The following is a 24,045-nucleotide window of genomic DNA, read 5'->3' as shown; positions in this document are numbered from 1 at the left end:
TCCGAAATGTTCAGGTCCATCATCCGGGACATCGTCAGGAGGAGGAGAGAAGATGACAGCCATCGGCGTCGGATTGATCGGTACGGGATATATGGGCAAGTGTCACGCGCTCGCCTGGAACAATGTTGCGACCATCTTCGGCGATGTCGAGCGTCCGCGCCTGGTCTATCTGGCCGAACGCGACGCCGGGCTTGCGCAGGCGAGGGCGCGCGAGTTCGGCTTTTCCCGGGCCACCTCCGACTGGCGCGACCTGCTGTCCGATCCCGAGGTCGACGTCGTCTCGATCACGACGCCGAACCAGTTCCACGCCGAAATGGCGATCGCGGCACTTCAGGCCGGCAAGCACGTCTGGTGCGAAAAGCCGATGGCGACCACGCTGGCCGACGCCGAGCGCATGGCGGCGGCGGCACGGCAGTCCGGCCGGGTCGCGATCATGGGTTACAACTACATCCAGAACCCGGTGATGCGCCACATCCGCGCCCTCCTCGACGAGGGCGCGATCGGCACGGTCAACCAGGTGCGCGTGGAGATGGACGAGGACTTCATGGCCGACCCGGACGCACCGTTCTCGCCGCGCAGCGAGAAGGCCTCGGGCTATGGCGCGCTCGACGATTTCGCCGTTCACACGCTGTCGCTCCTGTGGAACCTGTTCGGCCATGCCGAACAGGTCATGGCGGATCTCGGCAAGCCCTATGCCGATCGCCCGCTTCCGGCCGGCGGGCGGCGCGCCGTCGAGAACCACGACCAGGCCAATGTGCTGCTGCGCCTTGCCGGCGGCATCTCCGCCGTCCTGATGGTCAACCGCGCCGCCTTCGGCCGCAAGGGGCGGATCGCGCTGCAGATCTTCGGCTCGAAGGGCGCGATCCTCTACGATCAGGAGCGGATGAACGAATTCCAGATCTACCGCGCCACCGACCGCGCCGGCGAACAGGGCTTCGCCACCGTTCTCGCCGGCCCGCAGCACAGCCCCTATGGCCGGTTCGTTCCCGCCCCCGGCCACAGTCTCGGCTTCAACGACCTCAAGGTCATCGAATGCCGCGAGCTTCTGGCCGCGATCGCGGGCGAGCCTTGCCGGGCGGTGGATTTTTCCGAGGGGCTGCGGATCGAGCGCTCGGTCCACGCCATGGCGCAGTCCTTCGCCGAGCGCCGCTGGGTGGACGTGGCCGCCGGGTGAGGCGTTCTCGCCGGACTCGCGGCCGTCGTCATCCGCAGGCGCGACGGCGTGGACCCGCGGATGAAGGGAAAAAAGCGGGGCAGGGCGCCGGTCTCCACCGACGTCCTGCCGCAGTCGGCTCAGAGGATGAAGTCGCTCGAATAGTACTTCGTCAGGTTGGCCTCGATCTGGAAGTCCGCCCGGCCGTCGCCGTCGACGTCACCGGAGATGATGTGGCCGGAGTAGCGCAACTCGCCCGCCTTGTCGTGGAAGGACTGGTTGCCGATGAAGGTGAAGGACTGGTTGCCGCTCCTGTTGACGTTGGCGTCGATGTTGCTGAGATCGATCCTGTCGTTCTCCGAGCGGTGGAAGTCCTCGATCACGTCGCGCTTGCTGCCGACGACGGAATCCTTGATCGAATCGAAGATGAAGTGGTCGGCGCCGTAGCCGCCGTCGAGAATGTCCATGCCGCGGCCGCCGACGAGGTCGTCATTGCCGTTGCCGCCCAGAAGTTCGTCGCTGCCCGAGCCGCCGTAGAGATAGTCGTTGCCGCTGCGCCCCGACAGGATGTCGTTGCCGCCGCCGCCTTCCAGGTCGTTGGCGCCGGAATTGCCGCGCAGCGTGTCGGCATAGCCCGTGCCGATGGCGTTCTCGATGCTGGAGAAGGTCTCCTTGTACGAGCCGACCTTGGCGTATTTGCTGTTGAGGTCCACGAAGACGCCGCGACCTTCCAGGTCGCTGTCGTCCTGCAGTTCGTAGCTCAGCGTGTCGTTGCCGGAACCGCCGCTGAAATAGTTGTAGTAGCCGGCCGAGAGGAACGTGTCGTCGTCGTCGCCGCCGTAGTAGTCGCTCTGCAGCGTCAGCACCTCGAACCAGTCGTCGCCCGAGCCGCCATAGACCTTGTCGTAATAGTCGTCGTCGATGGCATAGCCGTTGTGAATATAGGTGTCGTTGCCGGAGCCGAGGTAGATCTTGTTGCCGCCCTCGAACCAATTCTTCACATAGTCGTTGCCGCTGCCGGCCTCGACATAGTTGAAGCCGCCGTAGGAGCTGACGAGGTTGAGGTAGATCTTGTCGTTGCCGCCATAGGTGAAGATGTCCACTTCGTCGCGGCCATCCTGGTAGACGGTATTGCGTCCGCTGGTGCCGTAGTAGGTGTAGCCGTTCCAACCCATCGTGCTCGTCCTCTTCCTTGCAATGATTCGTTGCTGGAGGGGAGCTTATGCATCTTTTCTGAATGTGCGTTGAATGGAACGTTCACGTCCGGTTGATGGCACGACCCCGCCGCCACGGCCTTCCCGCTGCGGCCCACACGGGCGCAGCGCGAAAATTCCGCAGCGCTGCTGAAAGCAGTTGATTAGCGCGCTTCTTTTCTTTATCAGCGCCAGCGTGGACGGAGAGGTGGCCGAGTGGTCGAAGGCGCTCCCCTGCTAAGGGAGTATACCGGGAACGGTATCGAGGGTTCGAATCCCTTCTTCTCCGCCATCCACAACTCCTGATCGGACCATCGATTTTTCTGGTGATCCGGAGCAATATAGGCGTCAGACTTCCTTTTCCGGGCTTCTCCCGCGGCGCGTTGCGCTTTTCGGGCGGGCTGTGTCATGTGCTGCGGAGCGACGGCCGATGAGCAAGCGAGATCCGAAAATCGTCAGGTCTGCATTGTCCTGCAAGTTCACGGCCGATGGAATGACGATCGACGTCGAGATCTACCAGCTGGAGGGCGCAGTCGGCTGGGTGCTCGAACTGGCCGAGCCGGACGGCAGCTCGACCGTCTGGGAGGAGCTGTTCCCCACCGACCAGGCGGCATGGGAGGAGTTCGAGCAGGGCGTCCGGGAGGTCGGGCTGACCGCGCTCCTCGATGCCGAGGAGGACGAGGACGACGACGGGCCGCCGACGCTGCACTGACCGGCCGTTCCGCGCGATGCCCGGACGCGGGGGCGTGCCGGTGCTTCCGGCCGCGTCCCCAGGGGTGCGTGGCGACCCTGCGGATTGGCCTTGTGCGCCTCGGGTTCCTGTCTTTTCGCAAGCCGCCGGACACGTCTGCGCGACCGTGTGCCGCGGGCCGTCGATGCCGGATCGACGGAACGTTTCGATGTGATACACTTGTTGATCGCTTGTGCCGCCAGGGCGGAGGGCGCACTATTTTCCACCAGACAGGGAGGTGTCGATGATTACGCGCTTTATCCGAGCCGACGATTTCGTCGGGCCGGGTGATCTAGCCATGCTGCAGCGGGTCTTTGACGAACTCTGCAAGGAGTGCCTGCTGTCGCAGAGGTCGGCTGCCGCGGACGAACTCGCAAGGCAGGTCATCCAGCTCTACAAGGCCGGCGCCCGCGAGCCGGAGAAGCTCATCTCCATGGCCGGCAACCGCCTGCGGCGCCCGACCGGCTGAACCGACAGGCCGAACGCACGGAGCCGGCCCCTTTGGCCCGGCCCGTCTGCGTATCCGAGTGCGTTTGAGGTTGGCTTCAGGCGGGATCCGTAGTCGCCTTGGTGCGGCGTTTTGCTGGTGCCTTCCCCGTGGCCGGTTTCGGGGCGGCGGTCTTCGCGGATGCCGGCTTCGGGGCCGCAGCCTTTGTCGCTGCCGCCTTCCGCGTAGCGGGCTTTGCGGCCGGTGAAGACGTCTCGATCTCGGCCTCGGCCTGTTGCCAATGGCGCTCGTCCTGTCCGTGCGGGCGTCCTTCCGTCTCCCAGATCGCATAGGCCTTCTTGCGGATCAGGTCCTGCTTCTCGCTGCCGTTCGTCATTCGCTGTCTCCTAGTTTCCCAAGACACGTAGTTTCCAAGACACGGTTTCACCTCAAGAGCGCCGCACTGCAACAATGTTCCATGCCGCGCGATCCGTCCACCGTTTCGATGTCGCAGCCGGGCACTCGCCGACACGGCGACAGGCCCTCGCATCGCGCCTGGCATCGAGGGGCAGGATGCGGGCGTGTTCACGAAACCGTTACCTTCGGTTGCGACACAAATCCGCGTGTCTCGCCCGTCTACTTTGAGTGGGTGGCTCGAAATGGGGCAGGAGGTAGTCTTGAGAAAGAACAACGGTCCGGAAAAGGCGGTCACGGTCGTCCAGCAGAGCGGCAAATGGGTCGTCACGGTGCGTGTCGACGACAGTACGGTGCATACGGCGTTCATGAGCGAGGACGAGGCGCGGAAATACGAAGCCTATCATCGCAACAGGCTGGGTCTGCGGTAGCGCGCACACTCGCCCGTCCGCGTCACGGCCGGTGCCCGGCCGCGCCGTCAAGCGCATTTCCCTGTTCATAGGCGGCGACGCGGCCCCTCCTGCCGGCAGAAAGTCACATTTTTCCGCTCTCTATGATTCGTGCGCGACTCGCTGGAGGGAACTGCCGGTTGCGTTCATTTGCGGCGGACATCTGTTATCCAATATCCACGAACAGGGATGCGGTGATTCGCGATGCGAGCAGGCGCGTGACGCCCCCCGATGCTACGAGGAGACGAGACATGACGAATGCCCGGGTCCATGAGGTCGCGGAAATGCGGCCGAAGATCACCGTGATCGGCGTCGGCGGCGGTGGCGGCAATGCGGTGAACAACATGATCACCGAAGACCTCCAGGGCGCCGATTTCGTCGTCGCCAATACCGATGCCCAGGCGCTGACCATGTCGAAGGCGACGCGGATCATCCAGCTCGGCTCCGACATCACCGGCGGCCTCGGCGCCGGCGCGCACCCGGAGATCGGCCGGGCCGCGGCGGAAGAATCGATCGACGAGATCATGGACCACCTCTCCGGCACGCACATGTGCTTCGTCACTGCCGGCATGGGCGGCGGCACGGGGACGGGGGCTGCGGCCGTCATCGCCGAGGCGGCGAAGAAGGCCGGCATCCTCACCGTCGGCGTCGTCACCAAGCCGTTCAGCTTCGAGGGCCGGCGGCGCATGCAGATGGCGGACGAGGGCATCGCCCGCCTGCGCGAGTGCGCCGACACCGTCATCGTCATCCCCAACCAGAACCTGTTCCGCGTCGCAACCGCCAACACCACCTTCGCCGATGCCTTCGTCATGGCCGACCGGGTGCTCTACTCCGGCGTCAGCTGCATCACCGACCTGATCGTCAAGGAAGGCCTGATCAATCTCGACTTCGCCGACGTTCGTGCGGTGATGAAGGACATGGGCCGGGCGATGATGGGCACCGGCGAGGCGAGCGGCGAGGGCAGGGCGATGAAGGCAGCCGAGGCGGCGATCGCCAACCCGCTGCTGGACGAGGCCTCGATGAAGGGCGCCCAGGGCGTGCTCATCTCGATTTCCGGCGGCACCGACATGACGCTGTTCGAAGTGGACGAGGCCGCCTCGCGCATCCGCGACGAGGTTCATCACGACGCCAACATCGTCGTCGGCGCGATCTTCGACCAGGACCTGGCCGGCACCTTCCGCGTCTCGGTCGTGGCGACCGGGCTCGGCGCCGGCGAGATCGAGGAGGCCCAGCCGGGCACCGGTGCGGCCGTTGCACCCGGCATGGTCGTCAATTTCCAGCGCTGACTGCGAACCTCGGCACAGACAGGAGGCCCGGTCCCGCCGGGCCTCGACGGCGCCGGGATCCACCCGGCCGGAAGGCGCATTGCTCCGTCCTTCCTGAAACGCTCCCCCGGCACTGACTGACCACCCAACGCCCCGTATCGGGGGTCAGAAGCCGCGCTGGACGCGGATCACGGCACCCCAGTCCTGCGCCTTCGGGCCGGACTTCTCGTCCATGCGGTTGCGATAGTTGAGTTCCGGCGTGACGGTGAAGCCGGGGACGACGGTGTAGCTTAGGTTCAGCGCGGCTTCCGCGTCGCCGCCGTCGTCGAAGTTGGCGGATGCGTTCATCGTCGCCTTGTCGGTCATCTTGAACGAGCCGCCGACCCAGAGCGCCCAGTCGCCGTCCCAGCGGGCATAGTCGTTCGGCTCGCTGCCGCCGATGTTCCAGCCGCCCATGGCGAAGAGCTCGACCGGGCCGAGCATGCCGTCCACCCTGACCTTGGCGGCGCCCGCCTCCATCTGCTCGTCATAGCCGCCGGTGGCGCGGATCCGGAAGCTGTCGGTCCCGTAGCCCACGGCCGCGACCAGGTCTGGCATGTAGCTGTCGGTCTCATCGTTGTCCTGGTTGCTGCTGTCCTCGGCGGAGAAGGCGAAGCTGAAACCCTTGGCGCCGCCGCGGGTGTAGCGGATCTGCGTCCGGCCGAAATCCCCGTAGTCGACGTCGTAGAAGTCGTTGATGGTGTTGCCGGCGTCCCCCATGAACTCCGAATAGAGCGTGTCGGAGAAGCCGACGCGCAGGCCGCCGAGCTCGACATAGGCGTTCTCCAGGTTGATCTCGGTCGGGCCGTTGTCGTCGTTCTGGATCTCGGCCTCGCTGTAGGTCGTCAGCGCGCCGTATTCGGTATCGCTCGCCGTCGACAGGCGCAGCGCCAGCCGCGAGCGCGTCGACCAGGAATCGCCGCCGCCGCCGGGAAACGTATCCTGCTCGTTGGCGTCGCCCCCCGACGCCTCGACCCGCAGGTAGCCGCCGATCTTCAGGCAGGTCTCGGTGCCGGGGATATAGAAGTAGCCGGCGCCGAAGGCGTCGCAGACGCGGACATATTCCATGGGGCCGGCGTCTGCCGCGACGATCGCGTCCGCGGCCCGGGCGCTCGCCGCCGCGGCTGCGGCCAGAAGGACTGCAGCGAATAGACGCTTCATGCACATCGCGTTTGTCCCGCGCTGGCGGAAATCAGTCTCTGGACGGCGCGCGGTCGCCCGACAGGTCGCCGCCGCCGGCGTCGAACCGGACGCTGCCGCCGATCTTCATGCAGGTCTGCGTGCCGGCAAGCCTGAAATAGCCGGGGCCGAAGGACCGGCAGAAGTCCGTCTCGGTCGATTCGCGCGCGTCACCGGGCGCGATCGCCTCGTCGGCCATCGCCACGGTTGCGGCCAGAGTGATGATCGCGCCGGCCAGCACGTAGAATTTGACGCTTCCGCGGCCCATGCGCGTCGAACCTTCAGCTTTCCGATGCCGTTTCCAAGTCATGTTCGCCGATCCTTTGGCCATAGGCAAGGCCGATCCACTGCCGCGAATCTGCCGCCTCTTCGCCGCCATGCCGTATTTCACCCGGCCCTGCTCCGGAGTACGGGGTTCCCTTCTGGTGTATTCTTATGAATTTTAGTATTTATAAGTATAAAATGGGTGTTTCGATCATAAATTACGGGAAAATTCTCAATAATCTAATTTTTGTAGCTTGCATTCATAATAAAGATAAGGAACAAACATGATACCGAGTATAAAATATGTTATCAATTTCTTCCGAAAATCCGATAAGAATCCGATAGATAGCCGAATTCCACTCAGAATGGACGTGTTATTATTGCAACAATTATGACAATCTATTTTAAAACGCGGGAGCTTATTCAATTTTGTTGGTTGCGCGGCGGCGGTCCGGCTGCAATGTGGCTGCAGCAGGTCAGGGCTTCCCGCCCCGGGCATGCGTCAGTCGGACGGATGGACGAGGAGTTCGCCCGCCGACGCAATCGGATCAGAATGTTTGACTGGAGGTCAAAAATGAACATCAAGAGCCTGCTTCTTGGCTCCGCTGCGGCACTCGCAGCAGTTTCCGGCGCACAGGCTGCCGACGCTATCGTCGCTGCCGAGCCGGAGCCGATGGAATACGTTCGCGTCTGCGACGCGTTCGGCACCGGCTACTTCTACATCCCCGGCACCGAGACCTGCCTGAAGATCGGCGGCTACGTCCGCGTCGACGTTTCCGGCGGTGACGTCAACGGCCAGGACACCTTCCCCGGTGGCGGCGGCGACTCCTGGCGGAGCCGGACCCGTGTAGCCCTGCGTCTGTCAACGGCGACCGACACCGAATACGGTGCGCTGAAGACCTTCACCGAAGTTCGCTTCGATCGTGACGACAACAGCGATTCCGACACCTATCTGCAGGAAGGCTACATCGAACTCGGCGGCTTCCTGGTCGGTTACACCGACTCGGCCTATTCGAGCTTCACCGGCTTCGGCAACAACAACATCAACGACTACTATGACGTTGACTACGGTGACTTCCAGGCCACGCAGCTGACCTACAAGTACGACACGGGCGCCGGCTTCACCGCCGTCATCTCGCTCGAAGACGGCAGCGACAGCAACGACGACGGCTACAACACCTACACCGACTATGACAGCTACGTACCCAACGTTATCGCCGGTCTCGGCTACAACGGCGGCGTATGGCAGCTCCGCGCGGTCGGCGCCTACGACGATTACGCCGAAGAAGGCGCAATCAAGGTTCGCGGCGATGTGACCTTCGGCCCCGTCTCGCTCTTCGCAATGGGTGGCTGGAACACGGACGGCGACGTCCGGAACAAGTACGCTCGCTGGGACGGCGACTGGGCTGTCTGGCTCGGCGGCACCTACACGCTGACCGAAAAGGCGACCATCAACGCCGGTGTCAACTTCGACGACGGTGAAAACGTCGAAGCAGCGCTGAACGTTGCCTACCAGGTCGTTCCGGGCTTCACGATCATCCCGGAACTCAACTACCGCAGCGACATGGACGAGAAGGCCGGCGCCGATGCCGAAGACTGGGGCGGCGTCATCCGCTTCCAGCGCAACTTCTAAGATCGCTTCGAATCAGACTGGAAAGCCCGGCCATCGGTCGGGCTTTTCGCCGTCCCCGGCTGCGGCGATTCTCGATTCGGGACAGAATCGGGCCCGGCCGGCGGAGGCTGTCCTGTGCGCTTGCGGCCGGTCGCCGGCCTCCGAATGCGCTTGCGCGCCCCTCCCGGCAACGGTTCCCCGTGTGAATCAGCCCTTTCACGGTCCGCCCATGGCGTCGTCCGAACGTTTTCCACGCTCCGCTAAGTGCTGGGATCGTAAGGCCTTTTATTAACGTATCGTAAATTTTTCTGTACCCCGGTTACAGTTTTGTGTCCTTTGCGCAACACGGTAACCGGAAGGGTGTGCCAAACGCTTGCTTCCGACGGTTTCAAGATTGCACCAAGTTCCCCGTTTTGTATTTTCAACTCCGGAAGCAGGGGCGGTGATCGTCCGCTTCCTGAAATTGGGGATGGGGCAGGGAACGCTGTCCTTCAGCAAAAAGACCCAGACCCGAATGAAACTTTTGACTGGAGGTCAGAAAATGAACATCAAGAGCCTTCTTCTCGGCTCCGCTGCTGCTCTCGCAGCAGTATCCGGCGCTCAGGCTGCCGACGCGATCGTCGCCGCCGAGCCGGAGCCGATGGAATACGTTCGCGTCTGCGACGCGTTCGGCACCGGTTACTTCTACATCCCGGGCACCGAAACCTGCCTCAAGATCGGCGGCTACATCCGCGTTGAGTGGAAGGGCGGCGACGTCCAGGGTACCGGCCAGAACACCTTCCCGGGTGGCGGCGGCGACTCGTGGAACACCCGTACCCGTGCAACTGTCAAGTTCTCGACGGCTACGGACACCGAATACGGCGCCCTGAAGACCTACGCTGAAGTTGAGTTCCAGAAGGATAACAACAACGGCGGCAGCACCAACCTGGCGCACGGCTACATCGAATTCGCCGGCTTCCTCATCGGTTACACCGACTCGCTCTTCGCAGGCGGCTACATCGGTGGCGGCAACTCGAACAACGACTACATCCTCGTCAACTACGGTGATACGGCTCGCAACCAGATCCGTTACACCTACGGCGACACGAGCAACGGCTTCTCGTTCACGGCCGCTGTTGAAGACAGCAGCGACGACCATGACGACTTCCTCGGCTCGCACAGCAACGTCGACACCTACGTCCCGAACGTAGTCGGCGGCATGAGCTACTCGACCGGTGGCTTCCAGGCATTCCTCGTCGGCGGTTACGACGGTGTTGTCGAAGAAGGCGCCCTCAAGGCTCGTATCAACGCTACCTTCGGTGCCTTCAGCGCATACGTCATGGCTGGCTGGAACACCGACGGCGACTACCGCAACGACTACGCACAGTGGTACGGTGACTGGGCTGTCTGGCTCGGCGCAAGCTACCAGTTCACTGAAAAGCTCGCTATCTACAGCGACTTCAACTTCATGGACGAAGGTGCAACCAACGCTGCTGGCGACTTCACCGACGCTGGCAAGTTCGAAGCTTCGGTTGGTCTGAACTACGCCGTCGTTCCGGGCTTCCGGATCCGTCCTGAAGTCAGCTACGTCTCCGACTACGGCGACATCGCTGGCGACAAGGCTGAAGATTGGGGCGGCATGATCCGCTTCCAGCGCGACTTCTAATCTGATCTGACCTCGGTCATTTTGGAGGGAGCCCGGCCGCAAGGCCGGGCTCTTGCCGTTTCAGGGGTGTCGCATTGGGTTCCTGCCGTTCGATGGCGTGCGGGAAACCGCCGCAAGCTCGGCCGAACGGAACTCGGCGGAGTGAAAGCTCTCATTCGGCGGCAGGCAAGGCGGCGGTCGGATCGCGGAGTGCCGGGTTATGAGCTGCACTCTTCGGCGATCGGCCTCAGACGGTCCGCAGGAAATCCCGGATCGCCGCAAGCACGTCCGGCTTGTGCAGGATCGGCGCGTGCCCCTGGCCACGTGCCGTGACGGTGGCGAGCCCCGGATGACGCCTTGCCATTGCGGCCAGCGTTTCCGGCGACAGCAGCGAGGAGTGCTCGCCACGGATCGCCAGCACGGGGAAGGGGCGGAAGGCGTCGAACTGGGCCCAGAGGTCGGGCAGCGGCTTTGTGAGGTCCGCCGCCAGCAATTGGCGGGCGATCGCCGGGTCGAAGTCTGCGACGATCGCGCCGCCGCGCTCCACATAGATCGCCTGCGCCATGTCCTGCCAGTCGGCTTGCGACAGCGCCGGAAAGGCCGCGCTATGCGTCCCGCGCAGGATCACCGTGGCTTCCTCCCAATTGCCCGGCGCCTGCGGCCGGTTGAGATAGGCGGCGATTTCCTGCAGGCCCTTCGGCTCGATCACCGGCCCGATGTCGTTCAGGACGACGCCTTTCAAGCGGTGTGGCGCGGCTGCGGCGAGGAGGTGAAGGATGAGCCCGCCGCGGGAGGTGCCGACGAACACCGCGCTCTCGATACCGAGCGCATCCAGCGCCGTCTCGACGTCGGTGCATTCGACGGCAAGGGTGTAGTTCGCCTTGTTGGCATCCTCCTCCGAACGCCCCCTGCCGCGATAGTCGAGCGCCACGACGCGTCGGCCGGGCTCGTCGGCGATCGCGCAGGCAAACTGGTGGAAATCGCGCGCATTGCGGCTCAGTCCGGGAAGGCAGACGACCGGCGCCCGGGTGTCGCCCGCCGTGTTATCCTGTCTGTCATCCCGGATGGCGGGCCTGTAGTCGCGGGCATGAAGCCTGAGGCCGTCTCGGGCGGCGAAGAAGCGTTCCTGATAAGGCTGCGAGGTCTCGGTCGTCATTCGGTCTCCGCCAAACGCCTGTCGCGCTGAAATCTGCAGCGACTTTGCGACGGCGTCAGGCACAAGTCAAAGGCCCGGCGGGCGGAGCGCCCCTGAAAGATTCGCGACGTATTTCAGGCGCTGCACGTCGCCCGCCATGCCGCACGGCCGGCTTGCCGCACAGCCTCCGTCGGCAAGCATTGCCCCCGGATCGATGCCGCGGTGCCGCGGGCGGCGGCTACGACCGGCCGACGCGCAGGTCGTGGACGATGTCGGCCTTCTGGCCGAGCCGCGTCTTGTAGACCTGGTAGTTCTCCATCACGCGCTGGACATAGCTGCGCGTCTCGGAGAACGGGATCTTCTCGACCCAGTCCACCACCTCATCGATCGGCTTTCCGCGCGGATCGCCGTAACGCGCGATCCATTGGCCGACGCGGCGTGGGCCGGCATTGTAGGCGATGAAGGTCAGGATGTAGGAGCCGTCGAAATCGCTGATCTGCTCGCCAAGGAAATGCGCGCCCAGCGTCGCATTGTAGGCGGCGTCGCTCGTCAGTTTCTCGGCCGAGTAGGCAAGCCCGTAGCGCTTCGCCACGCCCTTGGCGGTTCCGGGCAGAAGTTGCAGCAGTCCGCGCGCATTGGCCGGCGAGACGGCTGCGGGGTTGAAGGCGCTTTCCTGCCGGGCGATCGCATAGGCGAGCGCCTTGCCGGAGCCGGAGATGTTCGCACTGGCCGGGATGACGCCGACAGGAAAGGCAAGCGCGGCAACGTCGATGCCCCGGCCGAACGCGATTTTGCCGATTTGCAGCGAAAGCTGGTGATCACCACCGGTCTCCGACCGGGCGGCCAGCAGCGCCAGTTCGCCGGGGCTCTGCAATTCCTCTGCCAGCGCGCGGTAGAGGCTTGCGGCCCGCCATCCGTGCCCCGCCATGGCCAGCCGGTCGATCGCGCGGACGGCCTCGCGCGACTGGAAGCGCGCCCGATCCTCCGGGCTGGGGGTCGGATAGGCCACGTTCAGCCCGGTCTGCCCGATCCGGGCTGCGGCGAGTTGGCCGTAATAGGTGCCGCCGAAGTTCGCAGCCTTCACGAAATATTCGTTCGCCTGGCCGGAGCCCTCGGCCTCCGCTGCCCGGCCCATCCAGTACCAGGCGCGGGAAACGGCCAGCGGCCGGTTCGAGATGCGCAGGATCTTCTGGAAATGCGTCGACGCCGTCTTCGGGTCTTTCAATCCCCGCAGCGCATACCAGCCGGCATGGAATTCCGCCTCGACGGTATCGGTCTCGCTCTTGGCGGCGTGATGGGCGACCAGCCGGTAGGCGGCCGCGTAATTGCCCTGCTCCGTAAGCCCACGGCTGGCGATGCGCTGTTCCACCCACCAGGCCGAAGAGGCGGCCTTGTCGTCCGTTCCTGGCGCGCCCTTGGACAGAAGTTCCGCGGCGAGCGCATATTTCTCGGCCCGGTTGGCGAGCTCCGCCCGCAGGAACGCATAGGCCGGATCCTTGTGCCACGAGGGATCGACGGCCTTGACCAGCGCGTCCGCATTCTTCGCCTTGCCGATCACGGCGGCCCAGGCGCGGTAGAGGGACTGGCTTTCTGCGAGATCGCCGAAGCGCTGCGCCTGCTGCGTCCGCTCCCGGTAGAGCAGCATTTCCATGCGCCGGCGGTGGTCGGCCACCGTCAGGAGCGGGCCGAATTCGGTGAGGATCTTCGTTTCCGTGTCGCGGTCGAGCGCATCGGCGTGCCAGTAGGGCCGGAGCGTGTCGAGCGCCGCCACCTGGTCGCCCTTGGCGATCCTGGCGCGGGCCAGCGCCATGGCGCCGTCCACCGTCTCCGCCCGCGTCGTGCCAAAGGCGGCGATGACGGCGTCGGGGGCGGGATTTTCGCGTGCCAGCGCCCGCTCGGAATTGGCGCGCAGCGATTTCAGCCCGGGCCAGCCCTTCAGGGTCTTCTGTGCGGTCGCGATCTCAAAGGAGGGCACGCCGCTCTGGCCGGATACGGCGATCGCCCATGTCAGGATATGCCGGTCGAGGCTGTCCTGCTGCAGGGTGTTGCGGATGCGCAGCGCCTCCGCCGGATCCCGGTTCGAAAGCGCGTCGAGGCCGTCCTTCAGCTGTTCGGAGACTGCGTCCGTTCCGGTGACGCTTTCGATCGCGCCCATGGCCTCGTGCGCCGGCATGCCGGCAGCAAAGCCGAGCGGTCGGGTGCGGGGCAGGGGCAGCCTGTCGTCCGGAACGGTGCCGGCCTGCGCCGACGAGGCGATCGCCGCCGTCGCCAGCAGGATGATCGCCGCATAGCTGGTGGTCCTGGTCATGAGGCGTCCCGCCCGCTGATTGTCCCCTGCGCGAAAGGCGCTTGCGAATCCGTCTTTGATGATTAGCGTCCCGTTTCGTTAATGAAGGGTTACCGGAAGTTTCGGGACCATGTGAAGACGCCCGTCGGCCGCCCGGCTTTCCGCCGCAGGCGAGGCCGTCCGCGCCTCCGGAGGGAGTGGGAAAACGCCGCATCCGCCGCTTGCCGCCCGACCGCCACATGATTATGGTGCGGCACCATTAATCAAGGAATACGGCCAAAGGATGGGTCGCCGCGCCCCCTGGCCTCAGGAGTTCTCGATGTTCAAGGGGTCCATGCCCGCTCTCGTTACCCCCTTCGCCGAAAGTGGCGCGGTGGATGAAGCCGCTTTCGCAGAACACGTCGAGTGGCAGATCAAAGAGGGCAGCCACGGCCTGGTCCCGGTCGGCACCACCGGCGAATCGCCCACGCTCTCGCACGCCGAACACAAGCGGGTGGTCGAACTCTGCATCGAGGTCGCGGCCAAGCGGGTGCCGGTCATCGCCGGCGCGGGCTCGAACAACACCCGCGAGGCGATCGAGCTTGCCCAGCACGCCGAGAAGGCTGGCGCGGACGCGATCCTGGTCGTCACGCCCTATTACAACAAGCCGACGCAGAAGGGCCTCTTCGCCCACTATGCGGCGATCGCCGAAGCCGTGAAGCTGCCGATCGTGATCTACAACATTCCCGGCCGCTCCGTGGTCGACATGACGCCGGAAACGATGGGCGCGCTTCACAAGGCCCATCCCTCGATCATGGGCGTCAAGGATGCGACCGGCAAGCTCGAGCGCGTGTCCGAGCAGCGCATCGCCTGCGGCAGGGAATTCGTGCAGCTGTCGGGGGAGGACGCCACCGCGCTCGGCTTCAACGCCCATGGCGGCGTCGGCTGCATTTCTGTGACCGCCAACGTCGCCCCGCGTCTCTGCGCCGAGTTCCAGATGGCGACGCTGGCCGGCGACTATGCGAAAGCACTCGAATACCAGGATCGCCTGATGCCGCTGCACAAGGCGATCTTCCTGGAACCCGGCCTGTGCGGCGCCAAGTATGGCCTGCACCGCCTGCGCGGCATGAACCGCAAGGTGCGCTCGCCGCTGCTGTCGACGCTGGAGCCCTCGACCGAGGCCGCGATCGATGCGGCGCTGCGGCACGCCGGCCTGTTGAACTGAGGTAAGTGATGGCGCTCAAGGCCAAGCCTTCGACGGTGAAGAAGGTCGTTGCGGAGAACCGCAGGGCCCGCTTCAACTACGAGATCATGGATACCTACGAGGCCGGTCTGGTGCTGACCGGCACCGAGGTCAAGTCGTTGCGCGAGGGCAAAGCCAACATCGCCGAATCCTATGCCTCCGACGAGGGCGGCGAGATCTGGCTGATCAACTCCTACCTGCCGGAATACCTGCAGGCCAACCGCTTCAACCATGAGACCCGCCGCCGCCGCAAGCTGCTCCTGTCCAAGCGCGAGATGCACCGGCTGCAGAATGCCGTCAATCGCGAGGGCATGACGCTGGTGCCGCTGAAGATCTATTTCAACGATCGCGGCCGGGCGAAGCTGGAACTGGCGCTGGCCAAGGGCAAGAAGCTGCACGACAAGCGCGAGACCTCCAAGGAACGCGACTGGAACCGCCAGAAGAGCAGGCTCCTGAAGGACCGCGGCTAGCCGGCACGTCTCCCGGTAGACATCGCCCTCTCACGGCGGAAATGCGTCAGAACTGGCGGTAGAACTGGCTGATCAGCGGTTCCGGAGTGGCGGCATCCGCATGCGGCTGCACGCCCGCATCTGCCTGCTTCGCAGCCGCGGCGCCGGGCGCCATCAGCGACGACAGCAGCGCGGTCACCTGGGTGCTCTCCATCGCAAGCCGTGCGGAGGCGTCGCCGCCATCGGCCGATTGCGACGCCGTGCCGGTCTGTGCCGGCGGCGGTGCTGCGGGTTGCCCGTTCGGTCCGTACAGGAAGGCCAGCGCCTGGCCGCCATCGTCGGCGCCGTCCGACACCGACGGCACCGGGCGCACCGGCGCAAGCGCAGCGATCGCCGCCGCGGCGGCGTCGGTACGCGCGCTGCGGGGCAGCGGTCGCACGTCCGCCGGCGGATAGGCGGCTGCATAGAGGCTTGGAACGGCGCTCAGCATCTTTCCGGGTGTTTCTCCTGTCCAGAAGGGCTGCATAGCACCCTTTCATGGAAAAAGGATGAGCCGGAAGCTTCACATTTTATCGATCTTCTGCCGCACGGGCGGAAGGAAATGCGGCCGGGCTCAGGTCTGCACGTCTTCCGCCGGATGCGGCTCGGTCTGCCGCGGCGGGCGTTCGGACGGGTCGCGACCGATTTCCGCCTTCAGCGAAACGAGGTCGATGAAGTAGTCGGCCTGCCGGCGCAGGTCATCGGCGATCATCGGCGGCTGCGTCGACATGGTCGAGACGACCGAAACCTTGCGGCCCCTGCGCTGCAGCGCTTCCACCAGCGTCGTGAAGTCGCCGTCGCCGGAGAAAATCACCAGGTGATCGACGGTTTCGGACTGCTCCATGGCGTCGATCGCAAGCTCGATGTCCATGTTGCCCTTGATCTTGCGGCGCCCGAGGGAGTCGGTGAACTCCTTGGCCGGCTTGGTCACGACCTTGTAGCCGTTATAGTCCAGCCAGTCGATCAGCGGACGGATCGAGGAATATTCCTGGTCCTCGATCAGGGCGGTGTAATAGTAGGCGCGCAGGAGGTATCCACGCTTCTGGAAGGCCTTCAGCAGCTTGCGGTAGTCGATGTCGAACCCGAGTGTGCGCGATGCGGCATAGAGATTTGCGCCGTCGATAAAGAGTGCGATCTTCTCGCGGGGGTCAAACATTCATTCCTATCCTTTTTCTTGGAAAGCGCTTGAAATATCTGCGCAAGTCGGGACGTGGCCACAAATATCCACATCCCAAACATTACGAAGCGATGATATACAGGAATTAGGGCAGACCCTAGAAATTTCCAAGCAAACTTAGGTTGAATGCGCTGAAATTGCGCGTCGATCCCCGTGCGACCTTGTCGTCCTCGGCCAGCGGAGGTGCAAGGTCAAGGAAAAACTTGAATTCGCCGGCCATTGATTGTATCGGGGCATCCAAGCTCCAGAATTTCCAAGACCGCAAAGGACAGGCAATGGCCCGTGTCACCGTTGAAGATTGCATTGACAAGGTAGACAACCGCTTCGAGCTGGTTCTCCTTGCAAGCCACCGCGCCCGCCTCATCTCGCAGGGCGCATCGATCACCGTCGACCGCGACAACGACAAGAACCCGGTCGTGGCGCTGCGCGAGATCGCCGACGAGACGCTGTCGCCCGACGACCTGAAGGAAGACCTTATCCACTCGCTGCAGAAGCATGTCGAGGTGGACGAGCCGGAACCCGATGCCGCCTCGATCGCCACGGCCGAAGAGACCGGCTTCGTGGTCGCCGAGGAGGACGAGGACCAGCCGGAAGTCGTGACCTTCGACCGCATGTCGGAAGAAGAACTGCTCGCCGGCATCGAGGGCCTTGTGCCCCCGGAGAAGAGCGACGATTATTGATGACGGCCTAGCCGTTACATATATGTGAAATGTGCAGTGCGCCGTCCTCATGATCGGCGCACTTTTTCGTTGCCGTGCAGGACCTGGAGAGCGACGGATCGGCTCTTCGGGCGATGTGCAAGACAGGGGAAGCGACTGCGCTCCTTGCCGTCCGCGGACGCCAGGCGCAGAGGGAGCTCAAGCCGGATGATGCGCCAATATGAACTCGTCGAGCGGGTTCAGAAATACAAGCCCGATGCGAACGAGGCCCTGCTGAACAAGGCCTACGTCTATGCGATGCAGAAGCATGGCCAGCAGAAGCGGGCGAGCGGCGATCCCTACATCTCCCATCCGCTCGAAGTGGCGGCGATCCTGACCGACATGAAGCTCGACGAGTCGACGATCGCGGTCGCGCTCCTGCACGACACGATCGAGGACACGACGGCGACGCGCGCCGAGATCGACGAGATCTTCGGGGAGGATATCGGCCGCCTCGTCGAGGGCCTGACCAAGATCAAGAAGCTCGATCTCGTCTCCAAGAAGGCCAAGCAGGCCGAAAACCTGCGCAAGCTGCTTTTGGCGATCTCCGACGACGTGCGCGTCCTGCTCGTCAAGCTCGCCGACCGCCTGCACAACATGCGCACCCTCGATCACATGTCGCAGGAGAAGAAGGCGCGCATCTCCGAGGAGACGATGGACATCTATGCGCCGCTCGCCGGCCGCATGGGCATGCAGGACATGCGCGAGGAACTGGAAGACCTCGCCTTCCGCCACATCAACCCAGAAGCCTACGACACGGTGACGCGCAAGCTCGCCGAAATGTCCCAGCGCAACGAGGGGCTGATCCGCAAGATCGAGGCCGAGCTCGGCGACCTCTTGGTCGCAAACGGCCTTCCGACGGCAATCGTCAAGGGCCGCCAGAAGAAGCCCTATTCGGTGTTTCGCAAGATGCAGTCGAAGTCGCTGTCGTTCGAGCAGCTCTCCGACGTCTATGCCTTCCGCATCCTCGTCGACGACGTGCCCTCGTGCTATCGCGCGCTCGGCATCGTCCACACCCGCTGGCGCGTCGTCCCCGGCCGCTTCAAGGACTATGTCTCGACGCCGAAGCAGAACGACTACCAGTCGCTCCACACCACCATCATCGGACCCTCGCGTCAGCGCATCGAGCTGCAGATCCGCACAAGGCGCATGCACGAGATCGCCGAATACGGCATCGCTGCGCATGCGCTCTACAAGGACCCGGAGGCGGTGGCGAACGGCGAGAAGCCGCCGTCCAATGCCTATGCGCTCCTGCGCCGCACGATCGAATCGCTGGCAGAGGGTGACAATCCGGAAGAATTTCTCGAGCATACCAAGCTGGAGCTGTTCCAGGACCAGGTCTTCTGCTTCACGCCGAAGGGCCAACTGATCGCGCTGCCGCGCGGGGCGACGCCGATCGACTTCGCCTATGCCGTCCACACCAACATCGGCGACACCTGCGTCGGCGCCAAGATCAACGGCCGGATCATGCCGCTGGTGACGCGGCTGAACAATGGCGACGAGGTCGAGATTATCCGCTCCGGCATCCAGGTGCCGCCGCCGGCCTGGGAGGAGATCGTGGTGACCGGCAAGGCGCGCGCCGCCATCCGCCGCGCCACGCGCGCTGCCGTGCGCAAGCAGTATGCAGGCCTCGGCTACCGCATCATCGAGCGCACCTTCGACCGCGCCGGCAAGCCGTTCTCGCGCGATGCGCTGAAGCCCGTCCTGCACCGGCTCGGCCAGAAGGACGTCGAGGATGCGATCGCCGCCGTCGGCCGCGGCGAGCTTTCCTCGCTCGACGTGCTGCGGGCGGTCTATCCCGACCACCAGGACGAGCGCGTCACCGTCAAGCCGAGCCAGGAGGAGGGCTGGTTCCCGATGCGCAGCGCCTCGGGCATGGTGTTCAAGCTGCCCGGCAAGTCGAAGGCCCAGCTCGACGCGGCGATGGCCACGGCAGGCCCCGAGGCGCTGCCGATCCGCGGCCTCTCCGGCAATGCCGAGGTGCATTTCTCCGCCGGCGGCGCCGTGCCCGGGGACCGGATCATCGGCATCATGGAGAAGGACAAGGGGATCACCATCTACCCGATCCAGTCGCCGGCGCTGCAGAAGTTCGACGACGAGCCCGAGCGCTGGATCGACGTCCGCTGGGATCTCGACGAGGCCAACAACACCCGCTTCATGGCCCGCATCGTCCTCAACGAGCTGAACGAGCCGGGTTCGCTGGCCGAGGTGACGCAGGTGCTGGCGACCGGCGACGTGAACATCCGCTCGTTGACGATGAACCGGATCGCAGCCGATTTCACCGAGGTGCAGATGGATCTCGAGGTCTGGGACCTACGCCAGCTGAACCAGATCATCGGCCAGCTCAAGGAACTTCCCTGCGTCTCGACCGTCAGTCGCGTCTTCACCTGAGGCAGCTTCCGCCGGCGCAGGCTGCCACCGGCCTGTCGCGTTGAGATGCGTCAATGCCGGGGCGGTCGGCGCCGGACTATAGTTTTCTCGGCGTCATCGAAGCGCATCGGTTCTGCTTCCCGCTCAGCGCATGGCAGGTCGTCATTTGCGTGCAGGGGTACCGCTGCAATGCGCGCCGGCGCTTCCGCCGGTTTGCCGGTCCGGCCGCGGTGTGCCGGATTTTCAGCTGTTTTCCGTGCAGCCGGCACTGCGCCTGCCTGCGAAACATGCACGATTGCCTAAATGTTAGCGCAAGATATGCGCCTGCAGCATGGCTGAGGTCTATTCCTGGCGCTGGTGGTTTTTGCTGCTTTTACTATCTTTGTACTCGGGAGGTCGAACCGAACAAGGGTTTTACCGATGTTGAAGCAGATCAGAAATTTCACCCGCGCCCTGCGCGTACCGAATGCCGCCGAACGCGAGACGGCCTACCTGAACGGTGCGATCGACCGCATCGATCTCGAATACCGCCAGCGCCAGATCGACCGCGGCCTCTTCCGCAAGTACTACTAAGTCCATGCCGCTCCGTGGCGCAACGACCTGATTGCGCCACCCCTTGGCCGCGTGCGGTTTCGCGTCGCGGTCATTGAAATGCCACCAATCGATCGGCTATGTCTGGACCATGCTGTTTAGACGCCGCAAGCCGGCAACCTGGCGCGACCGGGTCCGAGATCTGTTCTGGCCCAGAAAGGGCCTCAGCCGCCCGTTCCGCTATCTCGGAAAACGGATTCTGAGGCTGTCCTCCTCTCCGCATTCCGTGGCGACGGGCGTCGCCGTCGGCATGTTGTCGGCGCTGACGCCGTTTCTGGGGCTCCATGTCGTCATGGCGGTCGCCGTCTCCTACCTCCTGTCCGGCAATGTCGTTGCCGCGGCCCTTGCGACCGCCGTCGCCAATCCGCTGACCCTGCCGTTCATCTGGGCCGGAACGTTCCGGACGGGCGAACTCGTGCTCGGGGTCGCCCCGGAACACGGCGGCAGCCTCGTCGACCTTGCGCACCTGCTCGACCATCTGACCTTTGCAGACCTCTGGGCGCCGGTCCTCAAGCCGATGCTCGTGGGCTCGCTCGTGCTCGGGGTGCCGCTGGCCGCCGCCGCCTATCTCGTCACGCGGGTCGCCGTCCGGGCCTTCCGCAGGCGCCGTCTCCAGAGGGTGCCGGGCCGCAGGCCGGAGGCGAGCCTGCCGCCGGCTTCGTGGAAATGATGCGCCCGGCAATGCAACCCCGCACCGAAACAGGAAGAAGAGCATGATCATCGGCATCGGCAGCGACCTGATCGACATCCGTCGCGTGGAAAAGTCGCTCGAACGCTTCGGCGAACGTTTCACCCATCGCTGCTTCACCGAGATCGAGCGAAGGAAGTCCGATGCCCGGAAGAACCGCGCCGCCTCCTATGCCAAGCGCTTCGCCGCCAAGGAGGCCTGCTCCAAGGCGCTGGGCACGGGGCTGGCGCAGGGGGTGTTCTGGAAGGACATGGGCGTCGTCAACCTTCCCGGCGGCAAGCCGACGATGAAGCTCACCGGCGGGGCCGGGGAGCGGCTGAAGGCGATGACGCCGCCCGGCCACGCGGCCCATATCCACATCACCATCACCGACGATTTCCCGCTGGCGCAGGCCTTCGTCATCATCGAGGCGCTGCCTGTCACAGCACCGTGATCGGGCGCCGGCAACGGGCAGGCGGCATTTTCGCCGCTCGCATTTCAATTCGGCAGGACTTGGTTTAAGAGGGCGGCATGGTTGCACAAGAGGACAAATCAGGCGTGACAGAGAAGACTAAGAAGGCCGAGAGCGGCCTGTGGGAAAACGTCAAGGTCATCATCCAGGCGCTCCTGCTCGCGGTGGTCATCCGCACCGTCCTTTTCCAGCCCTTCACCATTCCGTCGGGATCGATGATGCCGACGCTGCTCGTCGGCGACTACCTGTTCGTCAACAAGTTTTCCTACGGCTATTCGAAGTATTCGCTGCCGTTCTCGCCCGATCTCTTCTCCGGGCGCATCTTCGGAAGCGACCCGGAACGCGGCGACATCGTCGTCTTCCGCTTCCCGCCGAACCCGGACATCGACTACATCAAGCGCGTGATCGGCCTTCCCGGCGACCGTGTGCAGGTGCGCGACAGCGTCCTCTACATCAACGACAAGGCCGTGCCGCGCCAGCCGGCCGGCTTCTTCCGCGCCGACGGCCAGTATGACAACGGCGAGAACATCCCGGTCTTCCGCGAGACGCTGGACAACGACGTCTCCTTCGATACGCTGGATACCCGCATCGGCACGATCGGCGACAATACCCGCGAGTTCATCGTGCCCGAGGGCCACTACTTCATGATGGGCGACAACCGCGACAACTCGGCCGACAGCCGCTTCGACGTCGGCTTCGTCCCGGCCGAGAACCTGATCGGCCGCGCCAGCCTGATCTTCTTCTCGCTCGGCAACGACACCGCCTTCCGCGAGATCTGGAAGTGGCCGACCAACCTGCGCTGGGATCGCCTGTTCAAGGTCGTCGAATGAAATCGGCCAAGCCGCTGAACGAGGAGAATCGCGGCCGTCTCGAGGCCGCGATCGGTTACGCCTTCGCAGCCAAGGACCGGCTCGACCGGGCGATCACCCATGCGAGCGCCCGGCCCGCCAAGGGCAGCAACTACGAGCGGCTCGAGTTCCTCGGCGACCGCGTTCTCGGCCTGTGCGTGGCGGAAATGCTGTTCCAGACCTTCCGCGAGGCGAGCGAGGGCGAACTGTCGGTGCGGCTGAACCATCTCGTCAGCGCCGAGACCTGCGCGAAAGTCTCCGACGATCTTGGCCTGCACCAGTTCATCCGCACCGGCGCCGACGTAAAGAAGCTGACCGCCAAGCCGATGATGAACGTGCGCGCCGACGTGGTCGAGGCGCTGATCGCGGCGATCTATCTCGACGGCGGGCTGGAGGCGGCGCGCGGCTTCATCCTGCGCAACTGGCAGGACCGGGCCAGAAGCGAGCACGGCGGCCGGCGCGACGCCAAAACCGAACTGCAGGAATGGGCGCACGCGAAGTTTTCGACGACGCCGGTCTACCGCATCGACGAACGCACCGGCCCCGATCACGATCCGCGCTTCACCGTGACGGTCGAGATTGCCGGCGCGGCGCCGGCGACCGGCTCCGAGCGCTCCAAGCGGGCGGCCGAGCAGGCCGCGGCGACGAAAGTGCTGGAGCGGGAAGGTATCTGGCAGAAGCCGGAAGACTGAACCGCGGCCGGGGCAGGGGCGTCCGCCGGCCGAATGCCATTGGAAACGATTGAGTGCGGCCGCGACCTGTGCGCATCATGAGGTGCGGCGCGAGCAGCCAGAGAGACGGATTTGTCATGACAGAACAAGAAACCGAGGCCACCGAGGGCGGTGCACCGACCCGTTCCGGCTTCGTCGCCCTGATCGGCGCCACCAATGCCGGCAAATCGACGCTGGTCAACCGCCTCGTCGGCGCCAAGGTCTCGATCGTCAGCCACAAGGTGCAGACGACCCGGGCGATCGTGCGCGGCATCGCCATCCACGACAATGCCCAGATCGTCTTCATGGATACGCCCGGCATCTTCAAGCCGCGCCGCCGGCTCGACCGCGCCATGGTCACGACGGCCTGGGGCGGGGCCAAGGATGCCGACTTCATCATGTTCCTGATCGACAGCGAGCGCGGCCTGAAGGGCGATGCGGAGACGATCCTGGAAGGGCTGAAGGAGGTCAGGCAGCCGAAGATCCTGGTCCTGAACAAGGTCGACCAGGTTTCGCCGGAAAACCTCCTGACGCTGGCCAAGACCGCCAACGACGCCGTCGCCTTCGATCGCACCTTCATGGTCTCGGCGTTGAACGGCTCGGGCTGCGACGATGTCATGGATTATCTGGCCAAGGCCCTGCCGGAAGGCCCTTGGTACTATCCGGAAGACCAGATCTCCGACCTGCCGATGCGCCAGCTCGCAGCCGAGATCACCCGCGAGAAACTGTTCCTGCGCCTGCACCAGGAGCTTCCCTACTCCTCTCACGTGGAGACGGAGAAGTGGGAGGAGCGCAAGGATGGCTCGGTCAGGATCGAGCAGGTGATCTATGTCGAGCGCGACAGCCAGAAGAAGATCGCGCTCGGCAAGAACGGCGAGGCGATAAAGGCGATCTCCATGGCCTCGCGCAAGGAGCTGTCGGAGATCCTCGAGCAGCCGGTGCACCTCTTCCTGTTCGTCAAGGTCCGCGAGAACTGGGGCGACGACCCGGCGCGCTTCCGAGAGATGGGGCTCGAATTCCCACAGTGACGG

Annotated in this window: 25 protein-coding genes and 1 tRNA gene; 18 read left to right on the top strand and 8 right to left on the bottom strand. The window is 64.4% G+C overall.

What is annotated here, in order from left to right:
- Nucleotides 1–52: 52 nt before the first annotated feature.
- Entirely contained in the window at nt 53–1,174 is a 1,122-nt protein-coding gene (locus OCK02_RS20260) for a Gfo/Idh/MocA family protein (protein WP_263814591.1), read from the top strand.
- Nucleotides 1,175–1,293: 119 nt separating this feature from the next.
- Here OCK02_RS20260 and OCK02_RS20255 read toward each other — a convergent pair whose 3' ends face one another.
- A complete protein-coding gene (locus tag OCK02_RS20255) occupies nt 1,294–2,328 on the bottom strand; it encodes a calcium-binding protein (protein WP_263814590.1) in 1,035 nt (344 codons plus the stop codon).
- Between the two features lie 220 nt (nt 2,329–2,548).
- Here OCK02_RS20255 and OCK02_RS20250 point away from each other — a divergent pair.
- The 3 genes from OCK02_RS20250 (at nt 2,549) to OCK02_RS20240 (ending at nt 3,545) form a co-directional block, all read left to right on the top strand.
- Nucleotides 2,549–2,638, top strand: a tRNA-Ser gene (locus OCK02_RS20250).
- 138 nt (nt 2,639–2,776) lie between these two features.
- The gene (locus tag OCK02_RS20245; protein WP_263814589.1) at nt 2,777–3,058 is read left to right on the top strand and encodes a hypothetical protein; all 282 of its coding nucleotides are present in this window, start codon (nt 2,777–2,779) and stop codon (nt 3,056–3,058) included.
- Between the two features lie 262 nt (nt 3,059–3,320).
- Nucleotides 3,321–3,545, top strand: coding sequence for a hypothetical protein (locus OCK02_RS20240; protein ID WP_183806944.1), 225 nt, complete (start codon nt 3,321–3,323; stop codon nt 3,543–3,545).
- Between the two features lie 76 nt (nt 3,546–3,621).
- On the opposite strand, the gene OCK02_RS20235 is transcribed toward OCK02_RS20240, so the two are convergent.
- Nucleotides 3,622–3,900 carry a DUF2934 domain-containing protein gene (locus OCK02_RS20235; RefSeq protein WP_263814588.1) on the bottom strand — a complete coding sequence of 93 codons (279 nt, stop codon included), beginning with the start codon at nt 3,898–3,900 and terminating at the stop codon, nt 3,622–3,624.
- Nucleotides 3,901–4,180: 280 nt separating this feature from the next.
- On the opposite strand from OCK02_RS20235, the gene OCK02_RS20230 reads away from it, so the two are divergent.
- Together OCK02_RS20230 and ftsZ are read left to right on the top strand one after the other, a co-directional pair.
- Nucleotides 4,181–4,348 carry a hypothetical protein gene (locus OCK02_RS20230; RefSeq protein ID WP_230803342.1) on the top strand — a complete coding sequence of 56 codons (168 nt, stop codon included), beginning with the start codon at nt 4,181–4,183 and terminating at the stop codon, nt 4,346–4,348.
- A gap of 269 nt (nt 4,349–4,617) precedes the next feature.
- A complete protein-coding gene (gene ftsZ, locus OCK02_RS20225) occupies nt 4,618–5,652 on the top strand; it encodes a cell division protein FtsZ (protein ID WP_263814587.1) in 1,035 nt (344 codons plus the stop codon).
- A 144-nt stretch (nt 5,653–5,796) separates the two neighbouring features.
- Here the strand turns inward: ftsZ and OCK02_RS20220 are convergent, their stop codons facing one another.
- Both OCK02_RS20220 and OCK02_RS20215 read right to left on the bottom strand, forming a co-directional pair.
- Nucleotides 5,797–6,831 (bottom strand): porin, encoded by a 1,035-nt coding sequence (locus OCK02_RS20220; RefSeq protein WP_263814586.1) that lies wholly within the window; start codon nt 6,829–6,831, stop codon nt 5,797–5,799.
- Nucleotides 6,832–6,862: 31 nt separating this feature from the next.
- Nucleotides 6,863–7,240: a porin gene (locus OCK02_RS20215; protein WP_263814585.1), complete on the bottom strand. Its 378-nt coding sequence runs from the start codon at nt 7,238–7,240 to the stop codon at nt 6,863–6,865.
- A gap of 447 nt (nt 7,241–7,687) precedes the next feature.
- Between OCK02_RS20215 and OCK02_RS20210 the strand changes: the two genes are divergently transcribed.
- A complete protein-coding gene (locus OCK02_RS20210; RefSeq protein ID WP_230803346.1) occupies nt 7,688–8,746 on the top strand; it encodes a porin in 1,059 nt (352 codons plus the stop codon).
- A 520-nt stretch (nt 8,747–9,266) separates the two neighbouring features.
- On the top strand, nt 9,267–10,370 hold the full coding sequence (locus OCK02_RS20205; RefSeq protein ID WP_263814584.1) for a porin: 1,104 nt from the start codon (nt 9,267–9,269) through the stop codon (nt 10,368–10,370).
- Nucleotides 10,371–10,596: 226 nt separating this feature from the next.
- Here the strand turns inward: OCK02_RS20205 and OCK02_RS20200 are convergent, their stop codons facing one another.
- Both OCK02_RS20200 and OCK02_RS20195 read right to left on the bottom strand, forming a co-directional pair.
- Nucleotides 10,597–11,505, bottom strand: a complete 909-nt coding sequence (locus tag OCK02_RS20200) for an alpha/beta fold hydrolase (RefSeq protein WP_263814583.1) — start codon at nt 11,503–11,505, stop codon at nt 10,597–10,599.
- Nucleotides 11,506–11,722: 217 nt separating this feature from the next.
- Nucleotides 11,723–13,792, bottom strand: a complete 2,070-nt coding sequence (locus tag OCK02_RS20195; RefSeq protein WP_263814582.1) for a lytic transglycosylase domain-containing protein — start codon at nt 13,790–13,792, stop codon at nt 11,723–11,725.
- 298 nt (nt 13,793–14,090) lie between these two features.
- Here OCK02_RS20195 and dapA point away from each other — a divergent pair, with 298 nt between their 5' ends.
- Together dapA and smpB are read left to right on the top strand one after the other, a co-directional pair.
- Complete coding sequence (gene dapA, locus OCK02_RS20190; protein WP_230803351.1) at nt 14,091–14,975, top strand: 4-hydroxy-tetrahydrodipicolinate synthase; 885 nt, start codon at nt 14,091–14,093, stop codon at nt 14,973–14,975.
- Nucleotides 14,976–14,983: 8 nt separating this feature from the next.
- Nucleotides 14,984–15,463 carry an SsrA-binding protein SmpB gene (gene smpB / locus OCK02_RS20185; RefSeq protein ID WP_230803361.1) on the top strand — a complete coding sequence of 160 codons (480 nt, stop codon included), beginning with the start codon at nt 14,984–14,986 and terminating at the stop codon, nt 15,461–15,463.
- A 46-nt stretch (nt 15,464–15,509) separates the two neighbouring features.
- Here smpB and OCK02_RS20180 read toward each other — a convergent pair whose 3' ends face one another.
- Both OCK02_RS20180 and OCK02_RS20175 read right to left on the bottom strand, forming a co-directional pair.
- A complete protein-coding gene (locus tag OCK02_RS20180; protein WP_263814581.1) occupies nt 15,510–15,932 on the bottom strand; it encodes a hypothetical protein in 423 nt (140 codons plus the stop codon).
- Between the two features lie 123 nt (nt 15,933–16,055).
- Complete coding sequence (locus tag OCK02_RS20175) at nt 16,056–16,637, bottom strand: NYN domain-containing protein (RefSeq protein ID WP_183806955.1); 582 nt, start codon at nt 16,635–16,637, stop codon at nt 16,056–16,058.
- A 296-nt stretch (nt 16,638–16,933) separates the two neighbouring features.
- On the opposite strand from OCK02_RS20175, the gene rpoZ reads away from it, so the two are divergent.
- From rpoZ to era, 8 genes are all read left to right on the top strand, one after another.
- Entirely contained in the window at nt 16,934–17,338 is a 405-nt protein-coding gene (rpoZ, locus tag OCK02_RS20170) for a DNA-directed RNA polymerase subunit omega (protein ID WP_230803365.1), read from the top strand.
- A 186-nt stretch (nt 17,339–17,524) separates the two neighbouring features.
- Nucleotides 17,525–19,747 (top strand): RelA/SpoT family protein, encoded by a 2,223-nt coding sequence (locus OCK02_RS20165; protein WP_263814580.1) that lies wholly within the window; start codon nt 17,525–17,527, stop codon nt 19,745–19,747.
- Nucleotides 19,748–20,146: 399 nt separating this feature from the next.
- Entirely contained in the window at nt 20,147–20,299 is a 153-nt protein-coding gene (locus OCK02_RS20160; RefSeq protein ID WP_230803369.1) for a DUF3563 family protein, read from the top strand.
- A gap of 109 nt (nt 20,300–20,408) precedes the next feature.
- Nucleotides 20,409–20,987 carry a DUF2062 domain-containing protein gene (locus OCK02_RS20155; protein WP_263814579.1) on the top strand — a complete coding sequence of 193 codons (579 nt, stop codon included), beginning with the start codon at nt 20,409–20,411 and terminating at the stop codon, nt 20,985–20,987.
- Between the two features lie 43 nt (nt 20,988–21,030).
- Nucleotides 21,031–21,438 (top strand): holo-ACP synthase, encoded by a 408-nt coding sequence (gene acpS, locus OCK02_RS20150; RefSeq protein ID WP_263814578.1) that lies wholly within the window; start codon nt 21,031–21,033, stop codon nt 21,436–21,438.
- A gap of 104 nt (nt 21,439–21,542) precedes the next feature.
- Nucleotides 21,543–22,286, top strand: a complete 744-nt coding sequence (gene lepB, locus OCK02_RS20145) for a signal peptidase I (protein WP_230803376.1) — start codon at nt 21,543–21,545, stop codon at nt 22,284–22,286.
- Nucleotides 22,283–22,996, top strand: coding sequence for a ribonuclease III (rnc, locus tag OCK02_RS20140; RefSeq protein WP_230803377.1), 714 nt, complete (start codon nt 22,283–22,285; stop codon nt 22,994–22,996). Before lepB ends, rnc begins: the two co-directional genes overlap by 4 nt.
- 116 nt (nt 22,997–23,112) lie before the next feature.
- Nucleotides 23,113–24,042: a GTPase Era gene (gene era / locus OCK02_RS20135; RefSeq protein ID WP_263814577.1), complete on the top strand. Its 930-nt coding sequence runs from the start codon at nt 23,113–23,115 to the stop codon at nt 24,040–24,042.
- The last annotated feature ends 3 nt before the right edge of the window (nt 24,043–24,045 follow it).

This window comes from Rhizobium sp. TRM96647, assembly GCF_025780115.1.
In the GTDB taxonomy this organism is placed as follows: domain Bacteria; phylum Pseudomonadota; class Alphaproteobacteria; order Rhizobiales; family Rhizobiaceae; genus Mycoplana.
Note: the sequence above shows the minus strand (reverse complement) of the source record. Positions and strands in the feature narration are given on the sequence as shown.

Coding starts and splice junctions, on each gene's coding strand:
- acpS (WP_263814578.1), top strand. CDS start 21,031: ATGATCATCGGCATCGGCAGCGACCTGATCGACATCCGTCGCGTGGAA.
- smpB (WP_230803361.1), top strand. CDS start 14,984: ATGGCGCTCAAGGCCAAGCCTTCGACGGTGAAGAAGGTCGTTGCGGAG.
- era (WP_263814577.1), top strand. CDS start 23,113: ATGACAGAACAAGAAACCGAGGCCACCGAGGGCGGTGCACCGACCCGT.
- ftsZ (WP_263814587.1), top strand. CDS start 4,618: ATGACGAATGCCCGGGTCCATGAGGTCGCGGAAATGCGGCCGAAGATC.
- OCK02_RS20155 (WP_263814579.1), top strand. CDS start 20,409: ATGCTGTTTAGACGCCGCAAGCCGGCAACCTGGCGCGACCGGGTCCGA.
- OCK02_RS20165 (WP_263814580.1), top strand. CDS start 17,525: ATGATGCGCCAATATGAACTCGTCGAGCGGGTTCAGAAATACAAGCCC.
- OCK02_RS20200 (WP_263814583.1), bottom strand. CDS start 11,505: ATGACGACCGAGACCTCGCAGCCTTATCAGGAACGCTTCTTCGCCGCC.
- OCK02_RS20210 (WP_230803346.1), top strand. CDS start 7,688: ATGAACATCAAGAGCCTGCTTCTTGGCTCCGCTGCGGCACTCGCAGCA.
- OCK02_RS20180 (WP_263814581.1), bottom strand. CDS start 15,932: ATGCTGAGCGCCGTTCCAAGCCTCTATGCAGCCGCCTATCCGCCGGCG.
- OCK02_RS20235 (WP_263814588.1), bottom strand. CDS start 3,900: ATGACGAACGGCAGCGAGAAGCAGGACCTGATCCGCAAGAAGGCCTAT.
- OCK02_RS20220 (WP_263814586.1), bottom strand. CDS start 6,831: ATGAAGCGTCTATTCGCTGCAGTCCTTCTGGCCGCAGCCGCGGCGGCG.
- OCK02_RS20195 (WP_263814582.1), bottom strand. CDS start 13,792: ATGACCAGGACCACCAGCTATGCGGCGATCATCCTGCTGGCGACGGCG.
- OCK02_RS20160 (WP_230803369.1), top strand. CDS start 20,147: ATGTTGAAGCAGATCAGAAATTTCACCCGCGCCCTGCGCGTACCGAAT.
- rpoZ (WP_230803365.1), top strand. CDS start 16,934: ATGGCCCGTGTCACCGTTGAAGATTGCATTGACAAGGTAGACAACCGC.
- OCK02_RS20205 (WP_263814584.1), top strand. CDS start 9,267: ATGAACATCAAGAGCCTTCTTCTCGGCTCCGCTGCTGCTCTCGCAGCA.
- OCK02_RS20260 (WP_263814591.1), top strand. CDS start 53: ATGACAGCCATCGGCGTCGGATTGATCGGTACGGGATATATGGGCAAG.
- rnc (WP_230803377.1), top strand. CDS start 22,283: ATGAAATCGGCCAAGCCGCTGAACGAGGAGAATCGCGGCCGTCTCGAG.
- dapA (WP_230803351.1), top strand. CDS start 14,091: ATGTTCAAGGGGTCCATGCCCGCTCTCGTTACCCCCTTCGCCGAAAGT.
- OCK02_RS20245 (WP_263814589.1), top strand. CDS start 2,777: ATGAGCAAGCGAGATCCGAAAATCGTCAGGTCTGCATTGTCCTGCAAG.
- OCK02_RS20255 (WP_263814590.1), bottom strand. CDS start 2,328: ATGGGTTGGAACGGCTACACCTACTACGGCACCAGCGGACGCAATACC.
- OCK02_RS20240 (WP_183806944.1), top strand. CDS start 3,321: ATGATTACGCGCTTTATCCGAGCCGACGATTTCGTCGGGCCGGGTGAT.
- OCK02_RS20175 (WP_183806955.1), bottom strand. CDS start 16,637: ATGTTTGACCCCCGCGAGAAGATCGCACTCTTTATCGACGGCGCAAAT.